19 protein-coding genes are annotated in these 22,005 nt (G+C 72.9%); 7 read left to right on the forward strand and 12 right to left on the reverse strand.

The features are described from left to right. Nucleotides 1-3 precede the first annotated feature (3 nt). From Q1K33_RS06755 to Q1K33_RS06765, 3 genes are read left to right on the forward strand one after another with little or no spacing between them, the layout of a single operon-like run. The gene (locus Q1K33_RS06755; protein ID WP_300402012.1) at nucleotides 4-1,095 is read left to right on the forward strand and encodes a hypothetical protein; all 1,092 of its coding nucleotides are present in this window, start codon (nucleotides 4-6) and stop codon (nucleotides 1,093-1,095) included. Next, entirely contained in the window at nucleotides 1,092-2,048 is a 957-nt protein-coding gene (locus Q1K33_RS06760; protein ID WP_300402014.1) for an ATP-binding cassette domain-containing protein, read from the forward strand. The genes Q1K33_RS06755 and Q1K33_RS06760 overlap by 4 nt, the downstream gene beginning before the upstream one ends. Then, the gene (locus Q1K33_RS06765; RefSeq protein WP_300402016.1) at nucleotides 2,045-2,863 is read left to right on the forward strand and encodes an ABC transporter permease subunit; all 819 of its coding nucleotides are present in this window, start codon (nucleotides 2,045-2,047) and stop codon (nucleotides 2,861-2,863) included. The genes Q1K33_RS06760 and Q1K33_RS06765 overlap by 4 nt, the downstream gene beginning before the upstream one ends. Here the strand turns inward: Q1K33_RS06765 and Q1K33_RS06770 are convergent, their stop codons facing one another. The 10 genes from Q1K33_RS06770 to Q1K33_RS06815 all read right to left on the reverse strand — a co-directional run bounded on the left by Q1K33_RS06770 (nucleotide 2,864) and on the right by Q1K33_RS06815 (nucleotide 16,933). Then, nucleotides 2,864-3,670 (reverse strand): alpha/beta fold hydrolase, encoded by an 807-nt coding sequence (locus Q1K33_RS06770; protein WP_300402018.1) that lies wholly within the window; start codon nucleotides 3,668-3,670, stop codon nucleotides 2,864-2,866. Then, nucleotides 3,667-4,302, reverse strand: a complete 636-nt coding sequence (locus tag Q1K33_RS06775) for a hypothetical protein (protein ID WP_300402020.1) — start codon at nucleotides 4,300-4,302, stop codon at nucleotides 3,667-3,669. The genes Q1K33_RS06770 and Q1K33_RS06775 overlap by 4 nt, the downstream gene beginning before the upstream one ends. Nucleotides 4,303-4,843: 541 nt before the next feature. Further along, nucleotides 4,844-5,881: a 3-deoxy-7-phosphoheptulonate synthase gene (gene aroF, locus Q1K33_RS06780; protein ID WP_300402022.1), complete on the reverse strand. Its 1,038-nt coding sequence runs from the start codon at nucleotides 5,879-5,881 to the stop codon at nucleotides 4,844-4,846. Nucleotides 5,882-6,134: 253 nt separating this feature from the next. After that, the gene (locus Q1K33_RS06785; protein WP_300402024.1) at nucleotides 6,135-7,037 is read right to left on the reverse strand and encodes a DMT family transporter; all 903 of its coding nucleotides are present in this window, start codon (nucleotides 7,035-7,037) and stop codon (nucleotides 6,135-6,137) included. Between the two features lie 13 nt (nucleotides 7,038-7,050). Further along, entirely contained in the window at nucleotides 7,051-7,929 is an 879-nt protein-coding gene (locus Q1K33_RS06790; protein WP_300402026.1) for a deoxyribonuclease IV, read from the reverse strand. Nucleotides 7,930-7,950: 21 nt separating this feature from the next. Then, a complete protein-coding gene (locus Q1K33_RS06795; protein ID WP_300402027.1) occupies nucleotides 7,951-10,980 on the reverse strand; it encodes an FtsX-like permease family protein in 3,030 nt (1,009 codons plus the stop codon). Continuing rightward, nucleotides 10,977-13,244: a hypothetical protein gene (locus Q1K33_RS06800; RefSeq protein WP_300402029.1), complete on the reverse strand. Its 2,268-nt coding sequence runs from the start codon at nucleotides 13,242-13,244 to the stop codon at nucleotides 10,977-10,979. Before Q1K33_RS06800 ends, Q1K33_RS06795 begins: the two co-directional genes overlap by 4 nt. A gap of 7 nt (nucleotides 13,245-13,251) precedes the next feature. Further along, a complete protein-coding gene (locus Q1K33_RS06805) occupies nucleotides 13,252-13,902 on the reverse strand; it encodes an ATP-binding cassette domain-containing protein (protein WP_300402031.1) in 651 nt (216 codons plus the stop codon). Further along, a complete protein-coding gene (locus Q1K33_RS06810) occupies nucleotides 13,899-14,798 on the reverse strand; it encodes an ATP-binding cassette domain-containing protein (RefSeq protein ID WP_300402033.1) in 900 nt (299 codons plus the stop codon). Before Q1K33_RS06810 ends, Q1K33_RS06805 begins: the two co-directional genes overlap by 4 nt. Before the next feature lie 89 nt (nucleotides 14,799-14,887). Then, nucleotides 14,888-16,933, reverse strand: coding sequence for a Stk1 family PASTA domain-containing Ser/Thr kinase (locus tag Q1K33_RS06815; RefSeq protein WP_300402035.1), 2,046 nt, complete (start codon nucleotides 16,931-16,933; stop codon nucleotides 14,888-14,890). A 139-nt stretch (nucleotides 16,934-17,072) separates the two neighbouring features. Here Q1K33_RS06815 and Q1K33_RS06820 point away from each other — a divergent pair, with 139 nt between their 5' ends. Genes Q1K33_RS06820 through Q1K33_RS06830 form a run of 3 tightly spaced genes read left to right on the forward strand, consistent with a single transcriptional unit; the run spans nucleotide 17,073 to nucleotide 18,514 of the window. Next, complete coding sequence (locus tag Q1K33_RS06820; protein ID WP_300402037.1) at nucleotides 17,073-17,459, forward strand: Rv2175c family DNA-binding protein; 387 nt, start codon at nucleotides 17,073-17,075, stop codon at nucleotides 17,457-17,459. 18 nt (nucleotides 17,460-17,477) lie between these two features. Continuing rightward, nucleotides 17,478-18,101 carry a ribonuclease domain-containing protein gene (locus Q1K33_RS06825; protein WP_300402039.1) on the forward strand — a complete coding sequence of 208 codons (624 nt, stop codon included), beginning with the start codon at nucleotides 17,478-17,480 and terminating at the stop codon, nucleotides 18,099-18,101. A gap of 23 nt (nucleotides 18,102-18,124) precedes the next feature. Further along, nucleotides 18,125-18,514: a barstar family protein gene (locus Q1K33_RS06830; RefSeq protein WP_300402041.1), complete on the forward strand. Its 390-nt coding sequence runs from the start codon at nucleotides 18,125-18,127 to the stop codon at nucleotides 18,512-18,514. 78 nt (nucleotides 18,515-18,592) lie between these two features. Here Q1K33_RS06830 and Q1K33_RS06835 read toward each other — a convergent pair whose 3' ends face one another. Further along, nucleotides 18,593-19,672 (reverse strand): polyprenyl synthetase family protein, encoded by a 1,080-nt coding sequence (locus Q1K33_RS06835; protein ID WP_300402043.1) that lies wholly within the window; start codon nucleotides 19,670-19,672, stop codon nucleotides 18,593-18,595. Nucleotides 19,673-19,704: 32 nt separating this feature from the next. Between Q1K33_RS06835 and metF the strand changes: the two genes are divergently transcribed. Further along, complete coding sequence (gene metF / locus Q1K33_RS06840; protein ID WP_300402045.1) at nucleotides 19,705-20,592, forward strand: methylenetetrahydrofolate reductase [NAD(P)H]; 888 nt, start codon at nucleotides 19,705-19,707, stop codon at nucleotides 20,590-20,592. A 29-nt stretch (nucleotides 20,593-20,621) separates the two neighbouring features. On the opposite strand, the gene Q1K33_RS06845 is transcribed toward metF, so the two are convergent. Further along, a complete protein-coding gene (locus Q1K33_RS06845) occupies nucleotides 20,622-21,944 on the reverse strand; it encodes an NAD(P)/FAD-dependent oxidoreductase (RefSeq protein WP_300402046.1) in 1,323 nt (440 codons plus the stop codon). Nucleotides 21,945-22,005: the final 61 nt, after the last annotated feature.

Genomic DNA, 22,005 nt, shown 5'->3' on the forward strand with positions numbered 1-22,005 from the left:
GGGATGACGCCCTTGCGCCGCTGGTCTCTCGTGGCCCTCGTGGCGGCGCTCGTCATCCTCGCCCCCCTGCTGCCCCGACTGCTGCCGGCCTCGGCCAGCGACGTCACCGCCGCGGAGCTGCTCAGCCGCGTCCAAACATCGGGCGAGCGGGCCTACAGCGGGTACGTCGAGACCGACGGTGCCGTCCAGCTCGCGGTGGGCGACGACTTCAGCGACCTCGCCGAGCTGTTCGGCGACCGGATGCGACTGCGCGTGTGGTGGCAGGACGAGGACGCCTGGAGGGTCAACCGCCTGCTGCTCAGCGGTGAGGAGGACCTGGTCCACGACGGCGAGCGGACGACGTCCTACGACTACGAACGAGCGCGCGCGGTCACCAGCCGCGACCCGGAGATCCGGCTGCCCCGGACCTCCGACCTGGTGCCGCCGTCGATGGGTCGGATCACCACCGACGGTGCCGGCGCCGAGGAGGTCTCCCGGCTGCCGGCACGACGGATCGCGGGCGTCTCCGCGCCCGGCCTGCGACTCGAACCCACCTCGGAGCAGACGACGATCGACCACGTCGACCTGTGGGTCGACGAGGACACCGGCCTCGCCCTGAGGGTCGAGGTCTACGCCGGTGCGTCCAGCACCCCGGTGCTCACCACAGCGTTCCGGGAGTTCTCCGCTGCCGCTCCCGAGCCGGCCCAGGTCGCCGACACCTGGTCCGGGCAGGTCGAGCGGGACTTCGACGACACCGTCGACCTGGCCGACGCCGCCAACCAGTACGCGCCCTTCCGGGTGCCGAGGCGCGTCGCCGGCCTCGAGCGTCGTACGGCGGGCAACGGCGCGGTCGGCGTCTACGGCACCGGGGTCACCCGCCTGATCGCCGTGCCCCTGAGGGAGGGCGATGCCGACGACCTGCGCGAGTCGTTGCTCGGAAGCCCCGCGGCGGTCGCCACCGACGCCGGGACGCTGCTGGCCGTCGGACCGGTGAGCGTCTTCCTCACCAGCGAGGGCTTCAGCTACGTGCTGGCCGGCACGGTGACCGACGAGACGCTCCTGCGGGCCGCCGAGGACATCGTCGCCGGGGTGCGACTGCGCGGGCGGTTCGAATGAGCGGAGACACGGCGATCCGGACCCAGGGTCTGACGAAGTACTTCGGCCGCTTCGAGGCGGTCTCCGACCTGAGCCTCGACGTGCGCGAGGGAGACGTCTACGGGTTCCTGGGTGCCAACGGCTCGGGCAAGACCACCACCGTGCGGATGCTGCTCGGGCTGGTCCTGGCCACGTCGGGTGAGATCGAGGTCCTCGGCCGGCCGATGCCGCGCTCGGGACGCGAGGTGCTCCCGCACGTGGGGTCGATGATCGAGGGCCCGGCTGCCTACGCGCACCTGTCGGGGCGCGCCAACCTGACGCTGTTCGACGCGATGGCGCCGCGCAGTCGCCGCACCGGGCGCAAGGACAGGGTCGAGGAGACCCTCGACCGCGTGGGGCTCGGGGGAGTCGACGAGCGCCCGGTCAAGAACTACTCCCTGGGGATGCGACAGCGGCTCGGCCTCGCCGCGGCGCTGCTGCGTCGTCCTCGCCTGCTCGTGCTGGACGAGCCGACCAACGGCCTGGACCCGCAGGGCATCCGCGACATCCGGGCACTGCTCCTCGAGCTCAACGCCGACGGCACGACGATCTTCGTCTCCAGCCACCTGCTCACCGAGATCGAGCAGCTGTGCACCCGCGTCGGCGTGCTCGACCGGGGCCGGATGGTGGTGCAGGAGCAGCTCGCCGTCCTGCGCGCCCCGACCGGGCGGATCCTGCTCGGCACTCCGGAGCCGGGCGCGGCCCTCGCACACCTGGACCGGCTCGGACGCAGCGTCGAGCAGCACGACGACCGGCGCCTCGCCGTACGGGCTCCGGACGCGGCGCAGCTGAACGCCGAGCTGGTGCGCGCCGGGATCGGTGTCGACGAGCTGAGCGTGGAGCGTCGTTCGCTGGAGGACGTGGTGCTCGCCGCCACCTCGGGGGGCAACGACACGTTCGCCCGCCCGTCCCGCGACGTCCAGGACGCCTCGTGATCCGCGTCGAGCTGAGCAAGCTGCTGCGCAGCCGCCGGACGTGGACGACGGTCCTGCTGATCGACGCCCTGCCCACGTTGGTCGGGGTGCTCCTCGCCGTGACCGACCTGGGGCCGCGCCCCGGGGAGGGACCGGCGTTCCTGTCCGCCGTGCTCACCGACGGCACCCTCTTCCCGCTCGCGGCGCTCGCGATCGTGCTGCCGCTGTTCCTCCCGATCGCGGTCTCGGTCACCGCGGGCGAGGCGATCGCCGGCGAGGCCGCCGCGGGGACGCTGCGCTACGTGCTCGTGCGTCCCGTCGGACGGCTCCGGCTGCTCGTGGCCAAGCTCGTGGCCGCGATGGCGTTCGTCGTGCTGACGGTCCTGGTCGTGGCGGCGACGGCGTACGTCGTGGGAGTCACGCTGCTCGGCGACCAGAGCGTCCAGGTGGTCGGCTCCACGAGCGTGTCCGGCACGTCGCTGTCGACCCCCGAGCTGGTGGGCCGCACGTTCCTGGCGCTGGGCTACGCGATGCTCTGCATGCTGGGAGTCGCCGCGATCGCGCTCTTCCTCTCGACGGTCGCCTCGTCGTCGCTGGGCGCGGCACTGGGCACGATGTCGATCTTCGTCGGATCCTCGCTGCTGCTCACCCTGGACGCGTCCGAGGCGATCCGCGACTACCTGCCCACGCGCTACTGGCTGGCCTTCGTGGACCTCTTTCGCGACCCGATCCTGTGGCGTGACCTCCAGGCCGGGGTGATCCTGCAGGGGACCTACGTCGCGGTCTTCTTCGCCGCTGCGTGGGCCAACTTCGCGACCAAGGACGTCACGGAATAGCTACCCGCACACCCGAGCCCCCGGCACCCGCGGCCGGTCGACCCCGAGCGCAGCCTGCACCATCACGAGCACCACGCCCGCCCGCGGCAGGTCCCCGTGGCTCACCGTGAGGTCCGGGCACACGTCCTGCACGGCATAGGAGAGCGCGCCGTCCAAGGAGCCGGAGTCGGCGGGGAGCACTGTCTGGTCGTCCTCGGTCCAGATGGCGGTGTAGCGGGGTCCGGCAGGGGTCTCGTCACCGCGGTTGAGGGTGAAGAGCAGGTCGCTGTCGGGCGCCAGCTGCTGGCAGGCGACCGGGCACGCACCCCCGGCGACACCGGCGGCCAGGGCAGCCAGGTCGGTGCCGTGGTGGGGGGAGCCGAGGGTGACCACCCGACGTACGACGTCGTCGCCGCCGAGCTCCTGGACGTACCACCGCACGACGACGCCGCCAGCGGAGTACCCCACGAGGTCGACCGAGTCGGCACCGCTGCGGTCGAGGACGTCGTCGATGCTCGCGGCCAGCCCCACGGCCTGCTCTCGCAGGTCGCCGGTGCCGTCGTCGGGCGCCACGATCGTGACGTCGCGCCCGTCTCGGGTCAGGAAGAACTCGAGGGTCTCCAACGAGGCGGTCGAGCCGCCGTACCCCGGCACGAGCAGCACCGGTCCCGGCTCGTCCTGCGCGACCGGGTCGGTGGGGGTCACCCGGTCGACGACGACTCGCGCGACCGGGACCAGCACGACGACCAGCACCAGGCCGACGATCGCGACCCAGAACCGGCGCCGCTGCGGGGAGAGCCGACCGAGGGCTCCCCCGGACCAGATCACGCGGTGGTGCCGACCAGGGCGACGTCGCTGATCGCGGTGTAGTCGCGACCTGCGGAGCCCGTGCCGGGTTCGGAGACCTTCACGATGCGCAACGTGACGGTGTCGGTCTCGATCCGGTCGACCTCGACGCCCTGCAGCGCGAGGTCGTCGCCGAGCTTCTGCGGCACGACAGTGCCGTCGGCGAAGACCCACTCCACGGCCTTGATCCGGCGATTGGCCGCGTAGCCGTCGTAGCCCGGCTCGACCTTGGCGTACCCGTTGATCAGGCCGACGCCGACCAACGTCGTGGGGGAGTCGAGGCGGAAGACGATCTCGCGGCCCGAGGCGTCGCCGGGCATCCGCCAGGCGGTGTCGGCCTGCCCGTCGAGCATGTTGAACGCCTCGTAGCGCACGGCGTTGCCACTGACGTCGCGGCTGGGCGCGGCGGTGTCGGGAGGCGTGGCCTCGGCGCGGCTGGCGAGGTCCACCGGCTCGTCGTCGTCGCCGTCGTCGCCGTCGTCTGCGTCGTCAGGTGAGGGGGACTCGCTGGGTTCGTCGGACTCGTCGGACTCGTCGGCGCTCGGCGACGGCGTCGACACAGGAGCGGTCGCCGGGTCGCCGGCGGTGTCGTCGTCGCCCAGCGAGCTGGTCACGAGCAGCACCCCGCCGCCCCCGAACAGCAGGATGGCGGCGACGAGGCCCAGGGCCCACCAGGGAGCCGCCGAACGCGGCCGTCGGTGGCCCGAAGGAGCCGGCGGGGCGGCCGCCGGGGTCAGCGCCGTCGGCCGACCGGCGTCCGCAGCCGAGCCGCCTGTCGAACCTGTCGTCGCCCCGTGCGCAGCGGTCTCGTCGGCGAAGAGCGGGAAGCGCGCCGGACGGGGCGGCTCGTGGACCGGCGGGGGCGGGATCGGACGGACGGCCGGCCGCTCAGCCGTGCTGTCGACGGGGGCATCCTTGGGATGGCCGCAATTGACGCAGAACCGTCCGATCCCGAGGTCGTGACCGCAGGACAGGCAGCGTGGTGCGCCGTGCGGGGGCTCACCACCGGTCCCTCGATCCACCGGATCCATCTGCGACGTCCCTCCTCCGCAGCGCTCGGTTGCGGCGCCGACATCGGACCAGGGTAGGTCACTCTGGAAAGGCGTTGATCAGCTCGCGGGGCGGGCGCCACGCGGGGATCAGCGCCTCCCCAGGTCAGCCGCGCCCGACGAAGTCGTGCGCCTGGGCCCGGCCGACCGCCTCGGGGAGCCGGCGTACGGCCTGGGCGAGCTCCCGCAGGTCGGCACCGAGCAGAGCCTGCGGACCGTCGCACAGCGCGGTCTCGGGATCCGGGTGCACGTCGACGATGACGCCGTCGGCGCCCACGGCGATGCCGGCGCGCGAGAGGGGTACGACGAGGTCCTTGCGGCCCGCGGCGTGCGAGGGGTCGATGATGATCGGCAGGTGGCTGGTGGCCTGCACCACCGGCACCGCGGAGACGTCCAGGGTGTTGCGGGTCGCCGGCTCGAAGGTCCGGATGCCGCGCTCGCACAGGACCACGTCGAGGTTGCCACGCTGGGCGATGTACTCGGCGGCCATCAGCCACTCCTCGATCGTCGCGGTCATCCCGCGCTTGAGGAGCACGGGCTTGCCGGCGTCGCCGGCGGCCTGCAGCAGACCGAAGTTGGCCATGTTGCGGGTGCCGATCTGCAGCATGTCGGCGTGCTCGGCGACGACCGGGACGTCGCGGGCGTCGACGACCTCGGTGACCACGGGCAGCCCGGTCGCGGCGCTGACGTCGGCCAGGATCTCCAGCCCCTTCACGCCCAGACCCTGGAAGGCGTACGGCGAGGTCCGCGGCTTGTAGGCACCGCCGCGCAGGATCGTCGCGCCCGCCGACTGCGCCATCCGAGCGGCCTCGAGGGTCTGCTCGGCGGACTCGACCGCGCAGGGGCCAGCCAGGAAGGTGAACGTGTCGGGACCGATCGGGACGCGCTTGCCCTCCTTGCCCACCCACACCGTCGACCGGTCGGCATGGTGCTGGCGGCTGACGAGCTTGTAGGGGTCGGAGATGCGGTGCACGTCGGCCACGCCCTTGAGCGTGCGCAGGTTGAGGTGGTGGAACGACTCGAGGTCGCCGACCAGCCCGATGATGGTGCGTACGACGCCCTTGCTGACGAACGCCTCACCACCTACGCCCTCGACCTTCTCGACGACGTGCGCGACGTCCTCGGCAGTGGCATCGGGGGACATGACGACGACCATGGGATTCCTCGGTTTCTCGTGTGGACCCCGGCTGCGGCCCGGACATGACGAACGCCCCGGCTGCGGCCGGGGCGTTGGTGGGTGCGGGCGCGTCTAAGGACGAGCCTGCACGGGTGCTCCCGGCAGGTGTCCAAAGAAATAGGTGTGCGCCACGTGGAGGACTGTAACCAGGGCGACACATGCTGCGCGCGGGTGTTCCAGGGCGTGGGACGGTCACGTGGCATCGGTGGGAGCACCGCGCTCATACCGCCAGGTGCTGGACCTCGCCCTCGATCGGACGCCGCGGACCCGCCTCGACCACCAGCATCGCGACGAGCACCATCGCCCCGCCACCGAGCAGGCGCCAGGTCAGCGACTCGCCGCCGAGACCGACGGCGAAGGTGGCCGCGAAGACCGGCTCCATGCTCATCACGATCGCGGCACGGGTCGGGGCGAGATGCGCCTGCGCCCAGGTCTGCGCCACCAACGCCAGTGCCCCGGCGACGAGCGCCATGTAGAGCACCGAGAGCCAGTCCGCGACCGTTGCCGGCAGGACCAGCCCGTCGGGCGCGGTCGCGACGAGGCAGATCAGCGCGATCACCAGCACCTGCGCGATCGACATCCCCAGGGCGTCCTCGGCGGTCGACCAGGCGCCCAACGCGACGATGTGCAGGGCGTAGAGGATCGCGGCCACGAGGGTGATCGCCTCGCCGTACCCCAGGGCGATCCCGTCGAGGGTGAGGACGGCCAGACCGCTGGTGGCCAGGGCGACGGCCGCCCAGGTGAGGCCGTTGATCCGCGTGCGCAGGAGCACGGCGGCCAGCAGCGGCGTGGCGACGACGTAGAGGCCGGTGATGAAGCCGGAGACACTGGCCGCGGTGTGCGCGAGACCGGCGGTCTGCAGGATCTGCGCGACGCCGTACAGCGCGCCGAGCACCACCGCGCGACGCCGCGCGAGCGGTGACAGGCGGCGCAGCGCGCGCGGGGCGACGGCCACCATCACCAGACCGGCCACGGCGAAGCGGACCGCCAGGAAGTCGAGGGTCGGCACGCGGTCGAGGAGGTCCTTGATCAGGAAGAACGTCGAACCCCAGCAGGCCGTCATCGCGAGCAGGGCGCCCGTGGCGAGCACGGTCGTCGACGGGGTCGGCGGGCTCCGCATCATGGCGTCACCGTGCTCACCCGGTGCGCAGACGCTTGAGCAGGGCGATGTCGGGATCGCCCACCGACCGAGAGCCGGGCGTCTCGAGCACGAACGGGACGCCCTCGGTCGCCGGGTGCGCGAGCATCTCGGCGAAGGCGTCGACGCCGATGTGTCCCGCGCCCAGCTTCTGGTGACGGTCCTTCATCGCACCGCGCACGTCCATCGAGTCGTTGGCGTGGATCAGGCGCAGCCGACCGGGGCCGCCGATCTCGACGATCCGCTCCAGGGTCGCCGCAGCACCACCCGGCTCGTCCAGGGGCGCCCCGGCTGCGAAGACGTGACAGGTGTCGAGGCAGATGCCGGCCTTCGGGTGGAAGTCGAGCGCGCCGAGGTAGGCCTCGAGGTCCTCCACGCCGGCGCACAACGAGCGGCCCTGCCCCGCGGTCGGCTCCAGGAGCAGCCAGGGCGCGCCGTCGTCGGCCACGAGGTCCAGCAGCGGCAGCAGGCCCTCGCGCACCTGGGACAGCGCGGCCGCCTGTCGGTCGTCCGCGCCTTCCGGGTCGCCCGCGGGGTCGACGTACGACCCGGTGTGCACGACGACGCCCTCAGCGCCGATCTCGGCGGCGCGACGCAGGTTGTGCGCGACGAGCGCGACCGAGCGCTCGTACGTCGCGGGGGTCGGCGAGCCCAGGTTGACGAGGTACGGCGTGTGGATGAACGTGCGCAGGCCGCGCTCGGCCGTGGCGGCGGCGAAGGCGGCGTCCTCGGCGGGCTTGCCGGGACTGAGCGCCCACCCCCGTGGGTTGCCCACGAACACCTGCAGCGTCTCGCACCCCAGCTCCTCGGCTGAGGCGAGCGCGCCCTTGACGAGCCCGGCGCCGACAAGGACGTGGGTGCCGACCGGGTTGCGCATGGCACGGACGATAGAGGCGGCTCAGCGCGCCGACTCGCGCAGGGTGGCGCCGCCGGCGCCTCGCACGACCACGATGCTGGTCGCGAGTGCGACGACGAGCAGCACGAGGGCGATCACGGCGGCCAGCACCCCGACCCGGGTCACGTCGAGGCCTGCCACGACCGGCGGCGTCGCACGGTCCTCGATCACGCCGAGCGTCAGGTCGCGCAGCAGCACGACCTGCGCCAGCACCCCGGCGGCCAGGCCGGCCAGCGCTGCCCCACCGAGCGTGACCAGGGACTCCCACCCCGTGGCGAGCCAGATCGTGCGTCGAGGGACGCCGACCACCCGGAGCGAGGCCGCATCACGTCGTCGAGCAGGCAGCTGCACGCTCAGGCTCACGAGGAGGCCACCGAGCGCCATGACCAGGATGACCGCAGCCACGGCCTGGTAGAGCCGCAGCGCCTGCGCGTAGGCACCCTGGTCGAGCTCGGACCTGGTCTCCTCGGCCGTGCCGTCGATCGTCAGCCCCGACGCCCCGAGACCTTCGATGATCGCATCGGGAGTGCCCGCGGCCAGCAGCACGTACGACGTCGTCAGGTCGCCGGTCAGCGAGAGCAGCGCGTCGGCCGCGACCAGGTCGACCACGGTGCCGCGCGGTCCGAGGAAGGGCGTGCTCGACGGAGCTCCGACGACGTCCACAGGAGTGCTCGACTGGAGCTCTGCGAGGACGCTCTGCCCGTCCTGAAGACTCACAGTCCCGGCTGCGTCGTCCCCGACGAGCACCGGGATCGGAGCGGTGAGCGAACGACTGGTGATCGTGACGATGTCGATGTCGTCACCGGTGTCGACGTCCAGGACGAGACCATCCGACTGGGAGACGCCGAGGCTCGCCGCGCTCGTCGGATCCCACCCGTCGGGGGAGAGCGCGTCGGGCACCCCCTGCGACCCGACGGTCAAGCTGTCGAGGACCACCGCACCGTGCAGGGACAGCGACGAGGCGATGGCGCCACCGCCGACCGAGATGGCGCGCAGGTCGCACCCGTCAGCGCAGGTGGGCGCGGGGGCCGAGGATGTCGACGTGCCGGGACCGAAAGGTCCGAGATAGATCCGGTCCAGTCCCGCGCCGGGCGCGTACACGTCGAGCTGCACGGTGAGCGGGGTGGCCTCGACGGAATCGTTGGTGACGGTGATGCCGACCTGCTCGCCGGTGAGGACCACCGGTGGCGAGGACAGGGTCAGCAGGTCCTCGACCTCCTGGGCGTCCGCGCCCGGCAACCACTGGTCCGACCAGGTCGCGACCTCGGCGAACCTCGCGGTGTCGAACAGGACCAGCGGCCCGCTCGCGACACTCGTGCGGGCCGCCGCCATCAGCCAACGGCCCTCGGGATCCAACCGCCGGGTGAGTGCCAGGGTGTCGTCCAGCGGCAGGGGCGAGGAGTAGACGAACGGCGCGGGCGTCCGGGTAGCGGTGACGCTGTCGCGCCAGTCGGTGGCGGCGCCGCTGACACCGAGGGAGAAGACCGCGACGGCGATCGCGCTGGTCACCGGCAGCATCACCAGGGTGCCCTGCCCGCGCCGGGACAGGGCACGCACGGCGAGGAACCACGACATGTTTCCGCCGGTCCTCCGTCGCGCGCAGGCGCCGCTCAGCAGGGTTGCTGCCCGGGTGACGAGCAGGCCGGCCGCGACGGCGAGCACGACCGGGAGGAGCAGGGCGCTGGCGTCGAGTTCACCGCCCGATCCGCGCCCGATCTGGGCGAGGGGCAGGGCCACCGCAGCGGTGACCAGGACCAGCTCGACGGTGACGCTGACGCGCGATCCGGCGCGCGGACGGCGTACGCCGCTCAGCCGCTCGCCGAGGGTCTCGCGCAGCGACTCGGCCACGACGAGCACCGCGGTCGCGGCGATCACGACCACAACGAGTGCTGCAGCGGTCAGGGACAGGGTGGGGAGCTCGACCGCGAGCCCTGGGCGCAGCCAGCGCGCGACCAGCTCGCGGGTGGCGAGAAAGCCGACTCCGAGTCCCAGAGCGGTCCCGGCTCCGAGCAGCGCCGCGGGCTCGGCCAGTCCCAGCAGCCACGTGCGACGCCGCCCCGCCCCCCGCAGTCCCGCGAGCGTGAGCTCGGGAACGCGTAGCTCGGCGGAGGCCGAGAGCAGGCGCAGGATCATCGCGAGAGCGACCAGGATCAGGGAGACGACTGCTGGCGTGACCGCGTCCGCGGCAGCCGCCCGCTGGGATCGCACGTCCTCGAGCACGGAGTCGAGGCTGTTGAGCGCCGAGAGTCCCTCCATGATTCCCTCGGCCCGCTTCTCGCCCAGGCGGTAGCGGGACTCGCCGAGCTCGTCGGCCCGTCGGACAAGCGCGTCGAGCGTCTCGTCATCGAGGTTGTCGGGCACCCGCAACCGACTGTCGAGCACGACGAGCTGCTCGGCGACGGGCAGCCGTGCGAAGGCATCGACGCTCACCAGGTAGGGACCGGGGCTGGCATCGCTGAGTCGTGAGGCCGGCAGGCTCGAGAGCACCGCGGGCAGCAGCCAGTTCTCGGACGTGATGGGAGTCGCGTAGCTGCCCACGATGACCTGCTGGCCGAGCCGGGCCACCCTGATCGTGTCGCCCAGCGAGCGAGGGGCGAGGTCGACCTCGTTGACCAGGACCTCTCCGGCGGCGGCCGGGCAGCGACCTGTGACCTCGAGGATCTCGCAGGCTCCCTCTCGTGCGATGAACGAAGCCGCCGGTGATCTCCCCGGCTCGGAGGGGAGCGCCGAGAAGTAGGTGATCTCGGGCGCGCCGTACTGCTCGGGCCGTTCGACCTGCAACTGGTGCGTGCCAGAGGCGACGAGCTCGTCCAGGGTGACCTGAGGGTCGCTGCGGCTGAGCGACCAGCTCAGGGCGGTCTGGGTGGCGGGAGCCCGGTCGAGGCGTCCGAGCGTGTAGGACTCCACCGACGCCTGCTGGAACATCGGACCCAGCACGGTGGCGCCGACGGCGAGGGCGATGAGCACGAGGCTGCCCGCGGAGAGCACGAGGCGCGAGCGCAGACCGCGGAGCACGGTCACCAGCAGACTCATCGCGGCTCCCGGTTCGGGGTACGTCGCGCGGTGACTCGCGCGGTGAGTAGCGCGGCGACTCGCCGCTCACGTCCAGCCACGAGCAGGACCGCCATCCACACCACCGCGGCCAGGGCGGCGGCGACGACGGCGCTTGTCGCGTCGACGGCGTCCGGCTCCGGGAGTCGAGCCGGCCCGGTCGGCACCAGGCGAACGCGGTGTGTGACCGCGGCCATCGTGAGCCAGCCGCCCACGGAGGTGGCCGCGAGCACCGTCGTCCCCAGGAGCAGGGCCTCGACGAGCCGGGCGCGGCGACGCACGCCGGCGACGATGCCGATCACCCGGAGCGACGCAGCGTCGCGCCTCGCGGCGCCTCGACGGCCGCGTGCGCCCCCGAGCAGGGCCGCGAGGGCGAGAAGTCCTGAGCCGACGGCCACGAGCGTGCGCAGGTGCAGGTCGGCAGCGGCCGACGGACCGAGAGCACGCGAGGATCCGGGATCGATCCGCACCGGCTCGTCGGCACCGCGGTCGACCAGCGCCGTCAGCAGGTCGGGTGGGGTGTCGCCCCGGGCCAGGACGACCGAGCGCACCCCGGACACCGAGCCCCGGGAGCCTGCCAGGGCGACGGGGAGGTCACCGACGAGGCCGGCTCCGAGCACGAGCGGGAGGGCGGCCCTGGACCCGAGCCGCGTGATCGGTCGGTCCCCGCCGCCGATGCCCACGACCCGGGCCGGGCCGTCGGTCCAGCTGGGGTCGCCGGCGGTGAGCACCGGTTGGTCGGTTCGCGCGGCCGCGGGGACGCTGCGTCGATCGAGGGCCAGCGTGCGCGAGGGTGGTTCGTCGGCCGGGCCGTCCGGTGACACCCATCCGTCGCCGCTCACGTCGGTGTCGTCCACCACGAGGGTGTCGAGGGTGAGGCGACCGGACGCACGCGAGCGGCCCGTTGCGGTGAGACCGAGCAGCACGCAGCCGACCTCGCACTGGGGGAGCGCGATCTCGCCGGACAGTGCGTCCGGCTGGTCGGGTTCGTCGGGTCGCAGTCGGAGCTCGACCTTCTGCACGACCCCCGAGCCGTCGAGGTACTCGACCGACAGCCGCAGCGACGGGGTCCGGGCGCGCTCGCCACCGCCGCGAGCCGGCCGGTGGTGGGCCGAGGCCGTCAACCGGGCTCCCGTGAAGACCTCGACCCCGGGTGCGTCGCGCAGGTCCTCGACGACTCCGGCGAGGCTCCCCGTGGTGGCGTCGAGCACAGGGCCGGCCACTCGTTCGTAGCGCTCGACGTCGAGGTACGCCACTCGCAGCTCGGACTCGTCGCGATCGTCCTTCACGGCTGCGGCCATCAGCCAGCGGCCCTCCGGGTCGAGCTCCTGGGTCAGCTGCCAGGTCTGCAAGGCCGATGTTTCCGGAAGATACAGCGAGATCGCAGCCCCGACTCGCAGGGCCTCGGACTCGTGTCCCCAGGCATCAGCTGCCGCGGCACCAGACCAGGCGGCTGTCCCGACGATCGCCGCAGCGACCGCGAGTCGCAGGCGCGGAGCGTGCTCGGTCGAGGTGGCTCGCCGTACTCCGAGCAGCCCTGCGGTCGTACGACGCCCGGCGGAGGTGCGGCTCAGCCCGCGTAGTCCCCACACGGCGAGCTGACCCACGGTGAGCCCGCCGACTCCGGCGCCGGCCAGGACCACCGCACTGGAGGCCGCCGAGGGCTGCGTCGCTCGGTAGAGCGTGATCGCAGCCAGGACGACGAGGCCGATGCCGGCGACGCGGGCGACGGCCGCGGGCGTCAGCGGCTGGCGCGCCGTCCGCCCACTGACGAAGGTCGCCGCGATCGGCAACCGGAAGAGGGTAAGCGTCGTACCGGTCGCGACGCCCGCGCAGATCAGACCGACGGCGGCTGCCGCGACGCCCTCGCCTACTCCCCAGCGATCTGGGGTCGGCCAGCGAGCGGGCGCAGCGCCGAGGAAGCCTGACGCCGCGGCGGGGCCGACGATCGTCCCGAGCAGCACCGCAGCCCACGCCGGGGCCGCGACCACCCGCAGGGCCGTGACGCCGTGCACGCCGCGCAGTCGGGCGACCAGGAGGTCGTGGTGCCGCGCCCACGCCAGGTCCAGGGACGCCAGCGTCACGCCGACGAGGCCGAGCAGTGCGAGAGGGAACGTGACCAGCAGGTCACCTCCCGAGCGGTGCAGGGCCCACGCCAGCACGCCGGCAGAGCTCAGGATTGCCGTGGTGCCCCCGAGCACCATCAGTTCCGTGGCGTGGACCCGGGCGAGGCGTGCGGCAGGCATCAGCTGTTCATCCGGGCGTGGAGACGGACACGAGCCGACCCTCGTCCATCCGGTGGTGCACGTCGCACTGGTCGACGACCTCGTCGTCGTGGGTGGCGACCACGACCGTGGCCCCGGCCTCGGCGCGCTCGCGCAGCAGACCCATCACGAGGTCACGGCTGGTGTGGTCGAGCTCGCTGGTGGGCTCATCGGCGAGCAGCACCGGGGCCTTCACCGCCAGGGCCCTGGCGCAGGCCACCCGCTGGAGCTGACCGCCGGAGAGCTCCTCGACCTGACGGGAGCTGAGGTCGCCGATGCGCAGGCGGTCCAGCATCTCCTCGGCGTCGTCGTCCGCTGTCCGGGCAGCGACTCCGCGAGCCCGCAGGGCGATGGAGACGTTCTCCCGCGCCGAGAGGATCGGCACGAGGCCGTAGACCTGGAGGATGAACGACATCGCGGGCAATGGGTCGCCGGAGCCTCGCCAGGTTGCCTCGCCGTCGAGGAGGACCGAGCCGGTGCTGGGCCGCACCAGGCCACCCACGACCGAGAGGAGCGTGGTCTTGCCGGACCCGCTCGTGCCGGAGATCGCGGTCAGCTCACCGGGCCGCACGACGAGGTCGATGTCGCTCACCAGGGTGCGCTCCGCGGTGCGGTAGTCCACATCGCGGATCTCGATCATGCCTCCCCCTGGGTGGCCTCGGCGCGGGTGAGCGTAACGCGGTCGGTCCCCGCGGCCTCGATCTGCACCAGGGTCCCCTGCGGCCACTGCGCGGCGATGTCGTCGGGCAGGTGCAGGGTGCCGTCCTCGCCCACCACGACGTAGGCGGATCCGGAGCGTCCCTCGGCCCCGACCCGGCCGTCGCGCATCGTCACGGTGCGGGGGAAGGTCGCGGCCACCTCCGAGGAGTGGGTGACGACCACGATGGTCGTGCCGAACTCGTCGCCGACGCGGTGCAGGAGGCGCACGAGGAGGTCGCGGTCCTCGTGACCGAGAGCGCTGGTGGGCTCGTCGGCGAGGAGCAGTCGGGGCCCGGTGGCGATGGCGCAGGCGAGTGCCAGTCGCTGTCGCTGGCCACCCGAGAGCGTGCCGACGACCTGGTCGATCTGGTCGGCCAGTCCGACGAGGCCGAGCAGGTCGGGCACGGCCAGCAGCTCACGACGTACGGCGGCCGGCGCGCCGAGCCGGGCGAAGGTGACGTTCTGCCGCGACGTGGCGTAGGGGAGCAGGTTGCGAGTGGCGCCCTGCAGCATCGTGCTGACCAGTCGCGACCGTACGCCGGTTAGCCGGCGCTCGTTCATCCGTGAGATCTCGATCCCGTCGACGAAAATCTGGCCGGCCGAGGGACGCTGGATGCCACCGAGCAGCGTCAGCAGCGTCGACTTGCCGCAGCCCGACGGTCCCAGGAACGCGACGCGCTCACCGGGCGCGATGGTCAGGTCGACGCCGCGCAGGGCGACGACGTCGTGGCCGGCGAACGTGCGGTAGAGGTGGACCACGCCGCTGCAGCGCACCTCGACCCCGCCCGTGCCCGGCCGCGAGGGACCTTCGTCGAGCAGGATGTCCGAGTGGGTCACCGGCTCAGCCAAGGTGGCGGCGCCCCGGAAGGCAAGGCGCCGCTCGAACCGTGATCAGGACGTTACGCGGGACGGCAGGCGGTCGCGGCTCAGACCACGGTGATCGTGACCAGGCTTCCCTTGGGCGCCATCGTGCCCGCGTCGGGATCGGTGCTGACCGCGAAGCCGAGCCCGGCGTAGAAGACGCTGTTGCGCTTGGTCTCGGTGCGGAAGCCGGCGTCCTCGAGTGCGTTGATCGCCGCGTTGATCCCGAAGCGCGCGACGTCGGGCACCTGGATCAGCTCGGGCCCCTTCGAGACCGTGAGCGAGACGACGTCGCCCTTGTTGAGGGTGCCTTGAGCAGGCGACTGGGACAGCACCTGTCCTGCCGGGGCGTCGTCGTCGAACTCCTCGGAGACGACGGTGGCGACGAGGTCCCGCTTCTCGAGCTTCTCGGTGGCCTTGTCGATGTCCTTGCCGACCCACGAGCCGACCTTGATCGGGCGCCGGCCCTTGCTGAGGACCAGGTCGACGGTGTCGCCGGGGCTGAGCTCGGTTCCCCTGTCCGGGACGCTGCGCAGCACGGTGCCCTCGGGCTGCTGCTCGTTGTAGCGGCCCTTGCTCTCCCCGAACTCAAGCCGGACGGCGAGCAGGGCGTCCTGGGCGGCGTCCTCGTCGAGGCCACGGACCTGGGGCACCAGCAGCTTGCCGAGCGAGAGCGTCAAGGTGACCGTGTCGCCGGGCAGGACCTGGGCGCCGCCACCGGGGTCGGCACTCACCACGGAGCCCTCCGGCACCTCGGAGTCGTAGGCAGGCTCGGTGTAGGCGACCTCGAGGCCGGCGCTCTCGAGGGCGGCGACCGCGGTGGCGTCCTCGGCTCCCAGCACCTGGGGGGCCGTGGCGTAGCGGGCCCAGCCGTACCAGAACGCACCACCGCCGACGGCGCCCGCGACGAGGAGCGCGGCCAGGAGGAGGACCAGGCCGCGCTTCGAGCGGCGCTGTCGCGGCGCTGTGGGCGGCCTCGGTCGACGGGTCGGCCCCGGGGCCTTCGCCTGGACGGGCGTGGGTGCCGGGGGTGGCGGCTTCGCGAGGGGGTACGTCGTGGTCGCCTCGGGTGAGTCGGGCCGGGCGGGACCCGGGGCGAGCAGCGCCTCCATCTCGCCGGCGTCCCACGGCTCGGGAGCGGTGTCGGTGCCCCGAGAGGTGTCCCGGTCGAGGTCGTTGCGCACCGAGTAGGCCGGGCTGAGGTCCTGGGTGAGCTCGACGTCGTCGCGGACGCCGGCCGCCAGCGCGTTGGCGACGCGGTGCACCTGGTGCAGCAGGATCGCGGCGTCGGCGGGGCGCAGGGACCGGTCGCGAGCCGTCGCCCGCGCGACGAGCGCGTCGACGTACGCCGGCAGCTCGGGCACCCGCTCGGAGGGTGGGGGGACGTCGTGGTGGACGTGCTTGTAGGCGACCTGGATGGGGGTCTCGCCCTCGTGGGGCTTGACCCCGGTCAGCAGCTCGTAGAGCACCACTCCCACGGCGTACACGTCCGCGCGGGCGTCGGCGCGACCGTCGACGACGAGCTCGGGAGCGAGGTAGGACACGGTGCCGATCAGGACGCCCTGGGTCGCGGTGTGCTGGGTCTCGGCGCTGACTGCCTTGGCGAGGCCGAAGTCGGCGACCTTGACCCGCCCGTCGTCGGCGATGAGGACGTTCTCGGGCTTGACGTCACGGTGGATGAGCCCGTTGCGGTGCGCCGAGGCGAGCGCGGAGACGACGGGCTCGAGGAGGGCCAGGGCGCGCGAGGGCGCCATCGGGCTCTCCTTGGACACGACGTCGCGCAGGGTGTGGCCGGGCACCAGCTCCATGACGAGGAAGACCGTGCCGTCGTCGTCACCCTGGTCGTACACGGCGACCACGTTGGGGTGGGAGAGCCGGGCCGCGGCGCGGGCCTCGCGGACGAACCGCTCGGCGAAGTCGCCGGAGTCGCCGTCGCCGAGTCCGGGATGCATGATCTTGACCGCGACGGTGCGGTCGAGGCGGATGTCGTGGGCCTCGTGGACGCTGGCCATCCCGCCGCGCGCGATCCGCGAGCCGATGCGGTAGCGGCCGTCGAGCAGGCGCCCGCGCACGGCGTCCGAGGGCAGGCTTGCGCCAGCCCTTGCGGGCACGTCAGGCACGTCTGGGACCACGGGCGACCCTCCTGGGCTCCGGCAGGGGAAGGCGCCGGAGGTCGTCAGTCTACGGTCGGACCGCCGCCAGGACCCGCCAGCGCGGCCGACGGCGTGGCGCCCGTGACACGATGGACCCATGAGTCCCGACCCCACCTCCGAGCCGTCCCTGGCCGAGGTCGACCTGGCTGCCCTGGTGCCCGAGTGGATCGACTGGGCCGAAGCAGCTCGACGCCTCGAGGTCACCGTGGCGAAGGTCCGCACGATGATCCGTGACCACGAGCTCGCGGCCGCCGTGCCGTCGCCGGGCGCCGGACAGCAGCTGCCCGCCGACTTCATCGTCGACGGCCTCCCGGTCAAGGGCCTGCCCGGGTTGCTGACGATGATGCACGACAACGGGTACGACGACCGCGAGATCATCGCCTGGCTCTACCTCGACCAAGACTTCCCCGGACGGGGCATCGACGCCCTCCTGGAGAACCGCGGCAGCGAGGTCAAGCGCCGCGCGCAGGCCATGGCGTTCTGAGCGGGGTCCCTGGTCTCGATGGTCTCCCGCATCCCGCCGCCCGAGGACGGCGACGACTCCCGCCCGCAGCGTTCGCGAGGGGCTCTCGCCCTCGTCCTGGTCGTCGCCGTCGCCGCCGGTGTCTGGCTCCTGAACGGCCGCGACCCCGGCACCGCCACGACGGCCACGGACGACACCAGCGCCTCGGCGCCCGCGGCCAGCCCGTCGGCCGAGCCGTCGTCCGGGTCCACGGAGCCGTCCGCCGACCCGACCGCTGGCGAGTCGCCCGGCGCAACGTCCACCTCCGGGACCTCGGAGGGCGTGCAGCCCGAGCCCTCCTCCACGCAGGAGCCCGAGGCACCGCCCACCATCGACCCCGACTCCGGCCTGCCGACGGTCTACCTGCTCGACCTGCCGCCCGAGGCGGCCGAGACCGTCGAGGCGATCGAGCGCGGACCGCCGTACGCCTATGACAAGGACGGCAGCACCTTCGGCAACTACGAGGGGCTGCTGCCCGACTTCGACCGCGGCTACTACCAGGAGTTCACCGTCGAGACGCCGGGCTCCTCCGACCGCGGTGCCCGCCGGATCGTGGAGGGCGCCGACGGCGAGCTCTACTGGACCGACGACCACTACGCGTCGTTCTCGCGGATCCTGCTGTGAGACCGGGCGGGCCCCTCGCGGAGGTGTTCGCCTCCGACCTCGTGCCCGGGGTGCACCGGTGGTCCTCGTCGCTGGACGTCGCCTACGTCCGTGGCGTCGTACGACGAGCGGGCTGGCGCTTCGGCCACCTGGCCGGGTCGGCGGTGGTGACGGTCGGCGACTTCCACGAGGCGATCTCGCAGGCACTGACCTTCCCGCCGTACTACGGCCGCAACCTCGACGCGCTCGCCGACTGCCTCGGCGACTGCGACGGCTCCCAGCTGCTGCTGTGGGACGACTGGGGCGACTTCGCCCGCGCCGAGCCGCGCGTCACCGCGATCGCCCTCGACCTGCTCGGCGCCTCCCAGGTCACCACGTTGCTTCGAGGCGCCGGATTCTCGTCGTCCGGAGCGGACTTCCCAGGGGTTTCCTGATGTTCCTGGGGGTTGCAACCCCCAGGAAGATCAGGAATCCCCGGGGAACCGGGGATTCCTGCACCCGCACCGACCGCGTCAGACCACGCGCTGGGTGACCGCCGCGGCGAGCCCGCGCAGCACCTCGCGCGCCTCGGGGTCGACGTCGGCGTCGTCGAGGGCCGCCACCGCGATCGTGGCGAGCTCTCCGATGACGGCCTCGACCTGGGCGTGGGCGCCGCTGGCCTCGATGACGTCGCGCAGCCGCTCCACCTCCGGGGGAGACAGCGGAGTGCCCAGGGAGCGGTCGAGCAGCGCGGCGTCGGCCGGGGGAGCGGCGTCGAGGGCGAGGGCGACCAGGACGGTCCGCTTGCCCTCGACGAGGTCGTCGCCGGCGGGTTTGCCCGTGGTGGTCGGGTCGCCGAAGACGCCGAGGAGGTCGTCGCGCAACTGGAAGGCCTCGCCCAGCGGCAGTCCGAAGGCGGACAGGGCGTCGAGCTGGCCGGCCGTCGCGCCGGCGAGCGCGGCCCCGACGTGCAGGGGGCGCTCGATGGAGTACTTGGCGGACTTGTAGCGCAGCACCGTCATCGCGGTGTCGACGTCGGCGCGCCCGCGGGCCTGGACCGACACGTCGAGGAACTGCCCCGCGATCACCTCGGTGCGGCACAGGTCGAAGACCTCGAGCGCGGGCCCGACGCGCTCCCACCCGAAGCCGCAGCGCCGCAGCAGCTCGTCGGCCCAGCCCTGCAGCAGGTCGCCCAGCAGGATCGCCGCGGCGGCGCCGTACTGCTCCGGGTTGCCACGCCAGGAGTCCGCGCGGTGCTCTGCCTCGAAGGCCCGGTGGGTCGCGGGTCGCCCGCGTCGGGTGTCGGAGGCATCCATCAGGTCGTCGTGGGCCAGGGCGCTGGCGTGGAGCAGCTCCAGCGACGCGCAGGCGCGCAGCAGGGCGCGCTCCTCGACGGCGTCACCGGGGGCAGCCAGGGCACGAAATCCCCAGTGGCAGAAGGCCGCACGGAACTTCTTGCCGCCGGCGACCGCCGTACGCGACTCGGCGACGAGACGATCGGCGTCCGCGCCCAGCGGCACGAGTCGCTCGGCCTGCGCGTCGAGGAAGTCCGCGAGCGTCGCGTCGAGCTCCGTGCGGAAGGTCACGTCGTCCCACCCACCGCGCTGTTTCACGAGAACGAGGCTATTCCTCCTACCCTGTCGTCATGGCAACGGGTCACGGACGCAGCATGGCCGAGCTCATCGGCGACGGGGACCGCTCGGTGTCCTTCGAGTTCTTCCCGCCCAAGGACGAGGCCGGCGCAGAGCGTCTCTGGAAGGCGATCAACGCCCTGGAGCCCTACCAGCCGAGCTTCGTGTCGGTGACGTACGGCGCCGGCGGCTCGACCCGCGACCTGACAGTGGACATCACCGGCCGGATCGCGCGCGAGACGTCGATGACCCCGGTGGCCCACCTGACCTGTGTCGGTCACACGCGCCAGGAGCTGGAGAAGATCCTCGACTCCTACACGGAGGCCGGCGTCCACCACCTGATGGCGCTGCGCGGCGACCCGCCCGAGGGCCCCCGTGCGCCGTGGACGCCCACCGAGGGCGGCCTGACCTACGCCACCGACCTCGTCGAGCTCGCCCGCTCGCGCGGCGACTTCCGGATCGGCGTCGCCGCCTTCCCCGAGCGCCACCCGAGCTCGGAGTCGCTCGACCACGACGCCGACGTGCTCGTCGCCAAGGCCAGGGCGGGTGCGGAGTACGCCGTCACGCAGATGTTCTTCCGGGCCGCCGACTACTTCTCGCTGGTCGAGCGGGTGCGGGCGCGCGGCGTCGACCTGCCGATCCTGCCGGGCATCATGCCGATCCTGAACCTCAACGCCATCCGTCGCCAGGGCGACCTCGTCGGCACCGAGGTGCCGCCGGACATCATCGCGCGGATCTCGGCCCACACCGAGCCCGAGGACATCCGTGCCGAGGGCATCTCGCTGGCCGCCGAGCTGTGCGCCGAGCTGCTCGCCGGCGGTGCTCCCGGCCTGCACTTCTACACGCTGAACAACTCGCGCGCGACGCTGGAGATCTTCGAGCGGCTGCAGATCACCGCGTAGCCAGGCGGGCTCGGGCGGGTCGGCCGGGATCAGGCGGGTCCGACCTCGGCGGCGACGAGAGCAGCGCCGAGTCCGACGTAGGCCAGTCCGGCGCCCGGGGTCGCGTGCGCCCCGACGGCGTACACGCCCTCGACGGGGGTCCTGGGGCCGAGACGCTGACGCACGGTGTGCCGGCCCTGCCAGAGCACGCCGTGCGGCGAGCCGCCCCAGTCGGTGACGAGCTCGCGGGGCGAACGGTCGATCCGGGCCACGACGTTGTCCCGGACGTCGATCTTCGCGCGGGCGAGGACCCGCAGCATGTCCTCGGCGAGCCGACCTCTCCCGTGCAGGGTCCAGGCGGTGCAGCCGTCGGGGGCCTGGCCTCCGGGACGGATCACCAGCATCGGGTCGCCGTGCAGGACGGTCTCGTGGGGGAGGTCGGGCACGTCCCCGGTCAGGCCGAGGTGGGTGACGACCGGCGGGATCGCCGGCATGGTGCGCTCGACGTACGACGCCAGCGCCGGCATCCGGCGGGGGTCGACGGCACACACGACCACGTCGGCCGGGATCTCGCCGCCGCGGGTGGTGCTGACCGCCACGGCCCGGCCTGCGCGGACCTCGATGTCGCGCACCGGGGTGTCGACCAGGACGGTGACGCCGCGCGTCGCCAGTCGCGCGGCGAGGAGGTCACGCAGCCCGTGGAGGCCGCCAGGCAGGGTCCAGGCGCCGAAGCACTGCTCGAGGTAGGTGACCACCCCGGCCCAGGTCGGCACGTTGCGCAGGTCGTGGCCGTCGGCGACGAACGTGTGCGCGGCCACCGTCGCGGGGCGGTCGTCGCGAAAGCTGCGCTTGAGGTGCTTGTAGAGCACGTCGCGGCTGCCGAGGAGACGACCGACGTCCTTGGGTAGGGAGTCGGGCTGCCACGGTTCCTCGAAGTAGTGGCGGCGCAGGAGGTCCCAGACCTCCTCGTAGTCGTGGACGTACTCGTCCCACTGCTCGCCCAACCCGGGGCTCAACCCCTCGAAGGCCTCGACCTGGTCACGGCGCGACCCGCCCGGCAGTCGCAGCACGGTCCTGTCGGCGAAGCGGTGCTCCCGGACCGTCTCCAGGGGCACCAGGCCGTCGTCGCCCTCCAGGCCCAGCTCGGGGCCGAGCGGCCGGCCGCTCTTGCGGAAGAGATCGCGCACGACGGCGGGCACGAGCAGGGCGTCGGGCCCGGCGTCCCAGGTGAAGCCGTCCTCGCTGATCGAGGTGAGCGCCCCGCCGAGGGTCTCGGACGCCTCGAGGAGAGTCACGTCGTGGCCGAGCTTGGCCAGCCGTACGGCGCTCGCCAGACCGCCGTACCCGCCACCGACGATCACCACGCGTGCCATGCCGAGACCCTAGCCTCGATGTTTCGTCAGGCTGGTTGAGGAACGGCTGATTGGTACGACG

It is taken from the genome of Nocardioides sp. (genome assembly GCF_029937575.1).
GTDB lineage: Bacteria > Actinomycetota > Actinomycetes > Propionibacteriales > Nocardioidaceae > Nocardioides.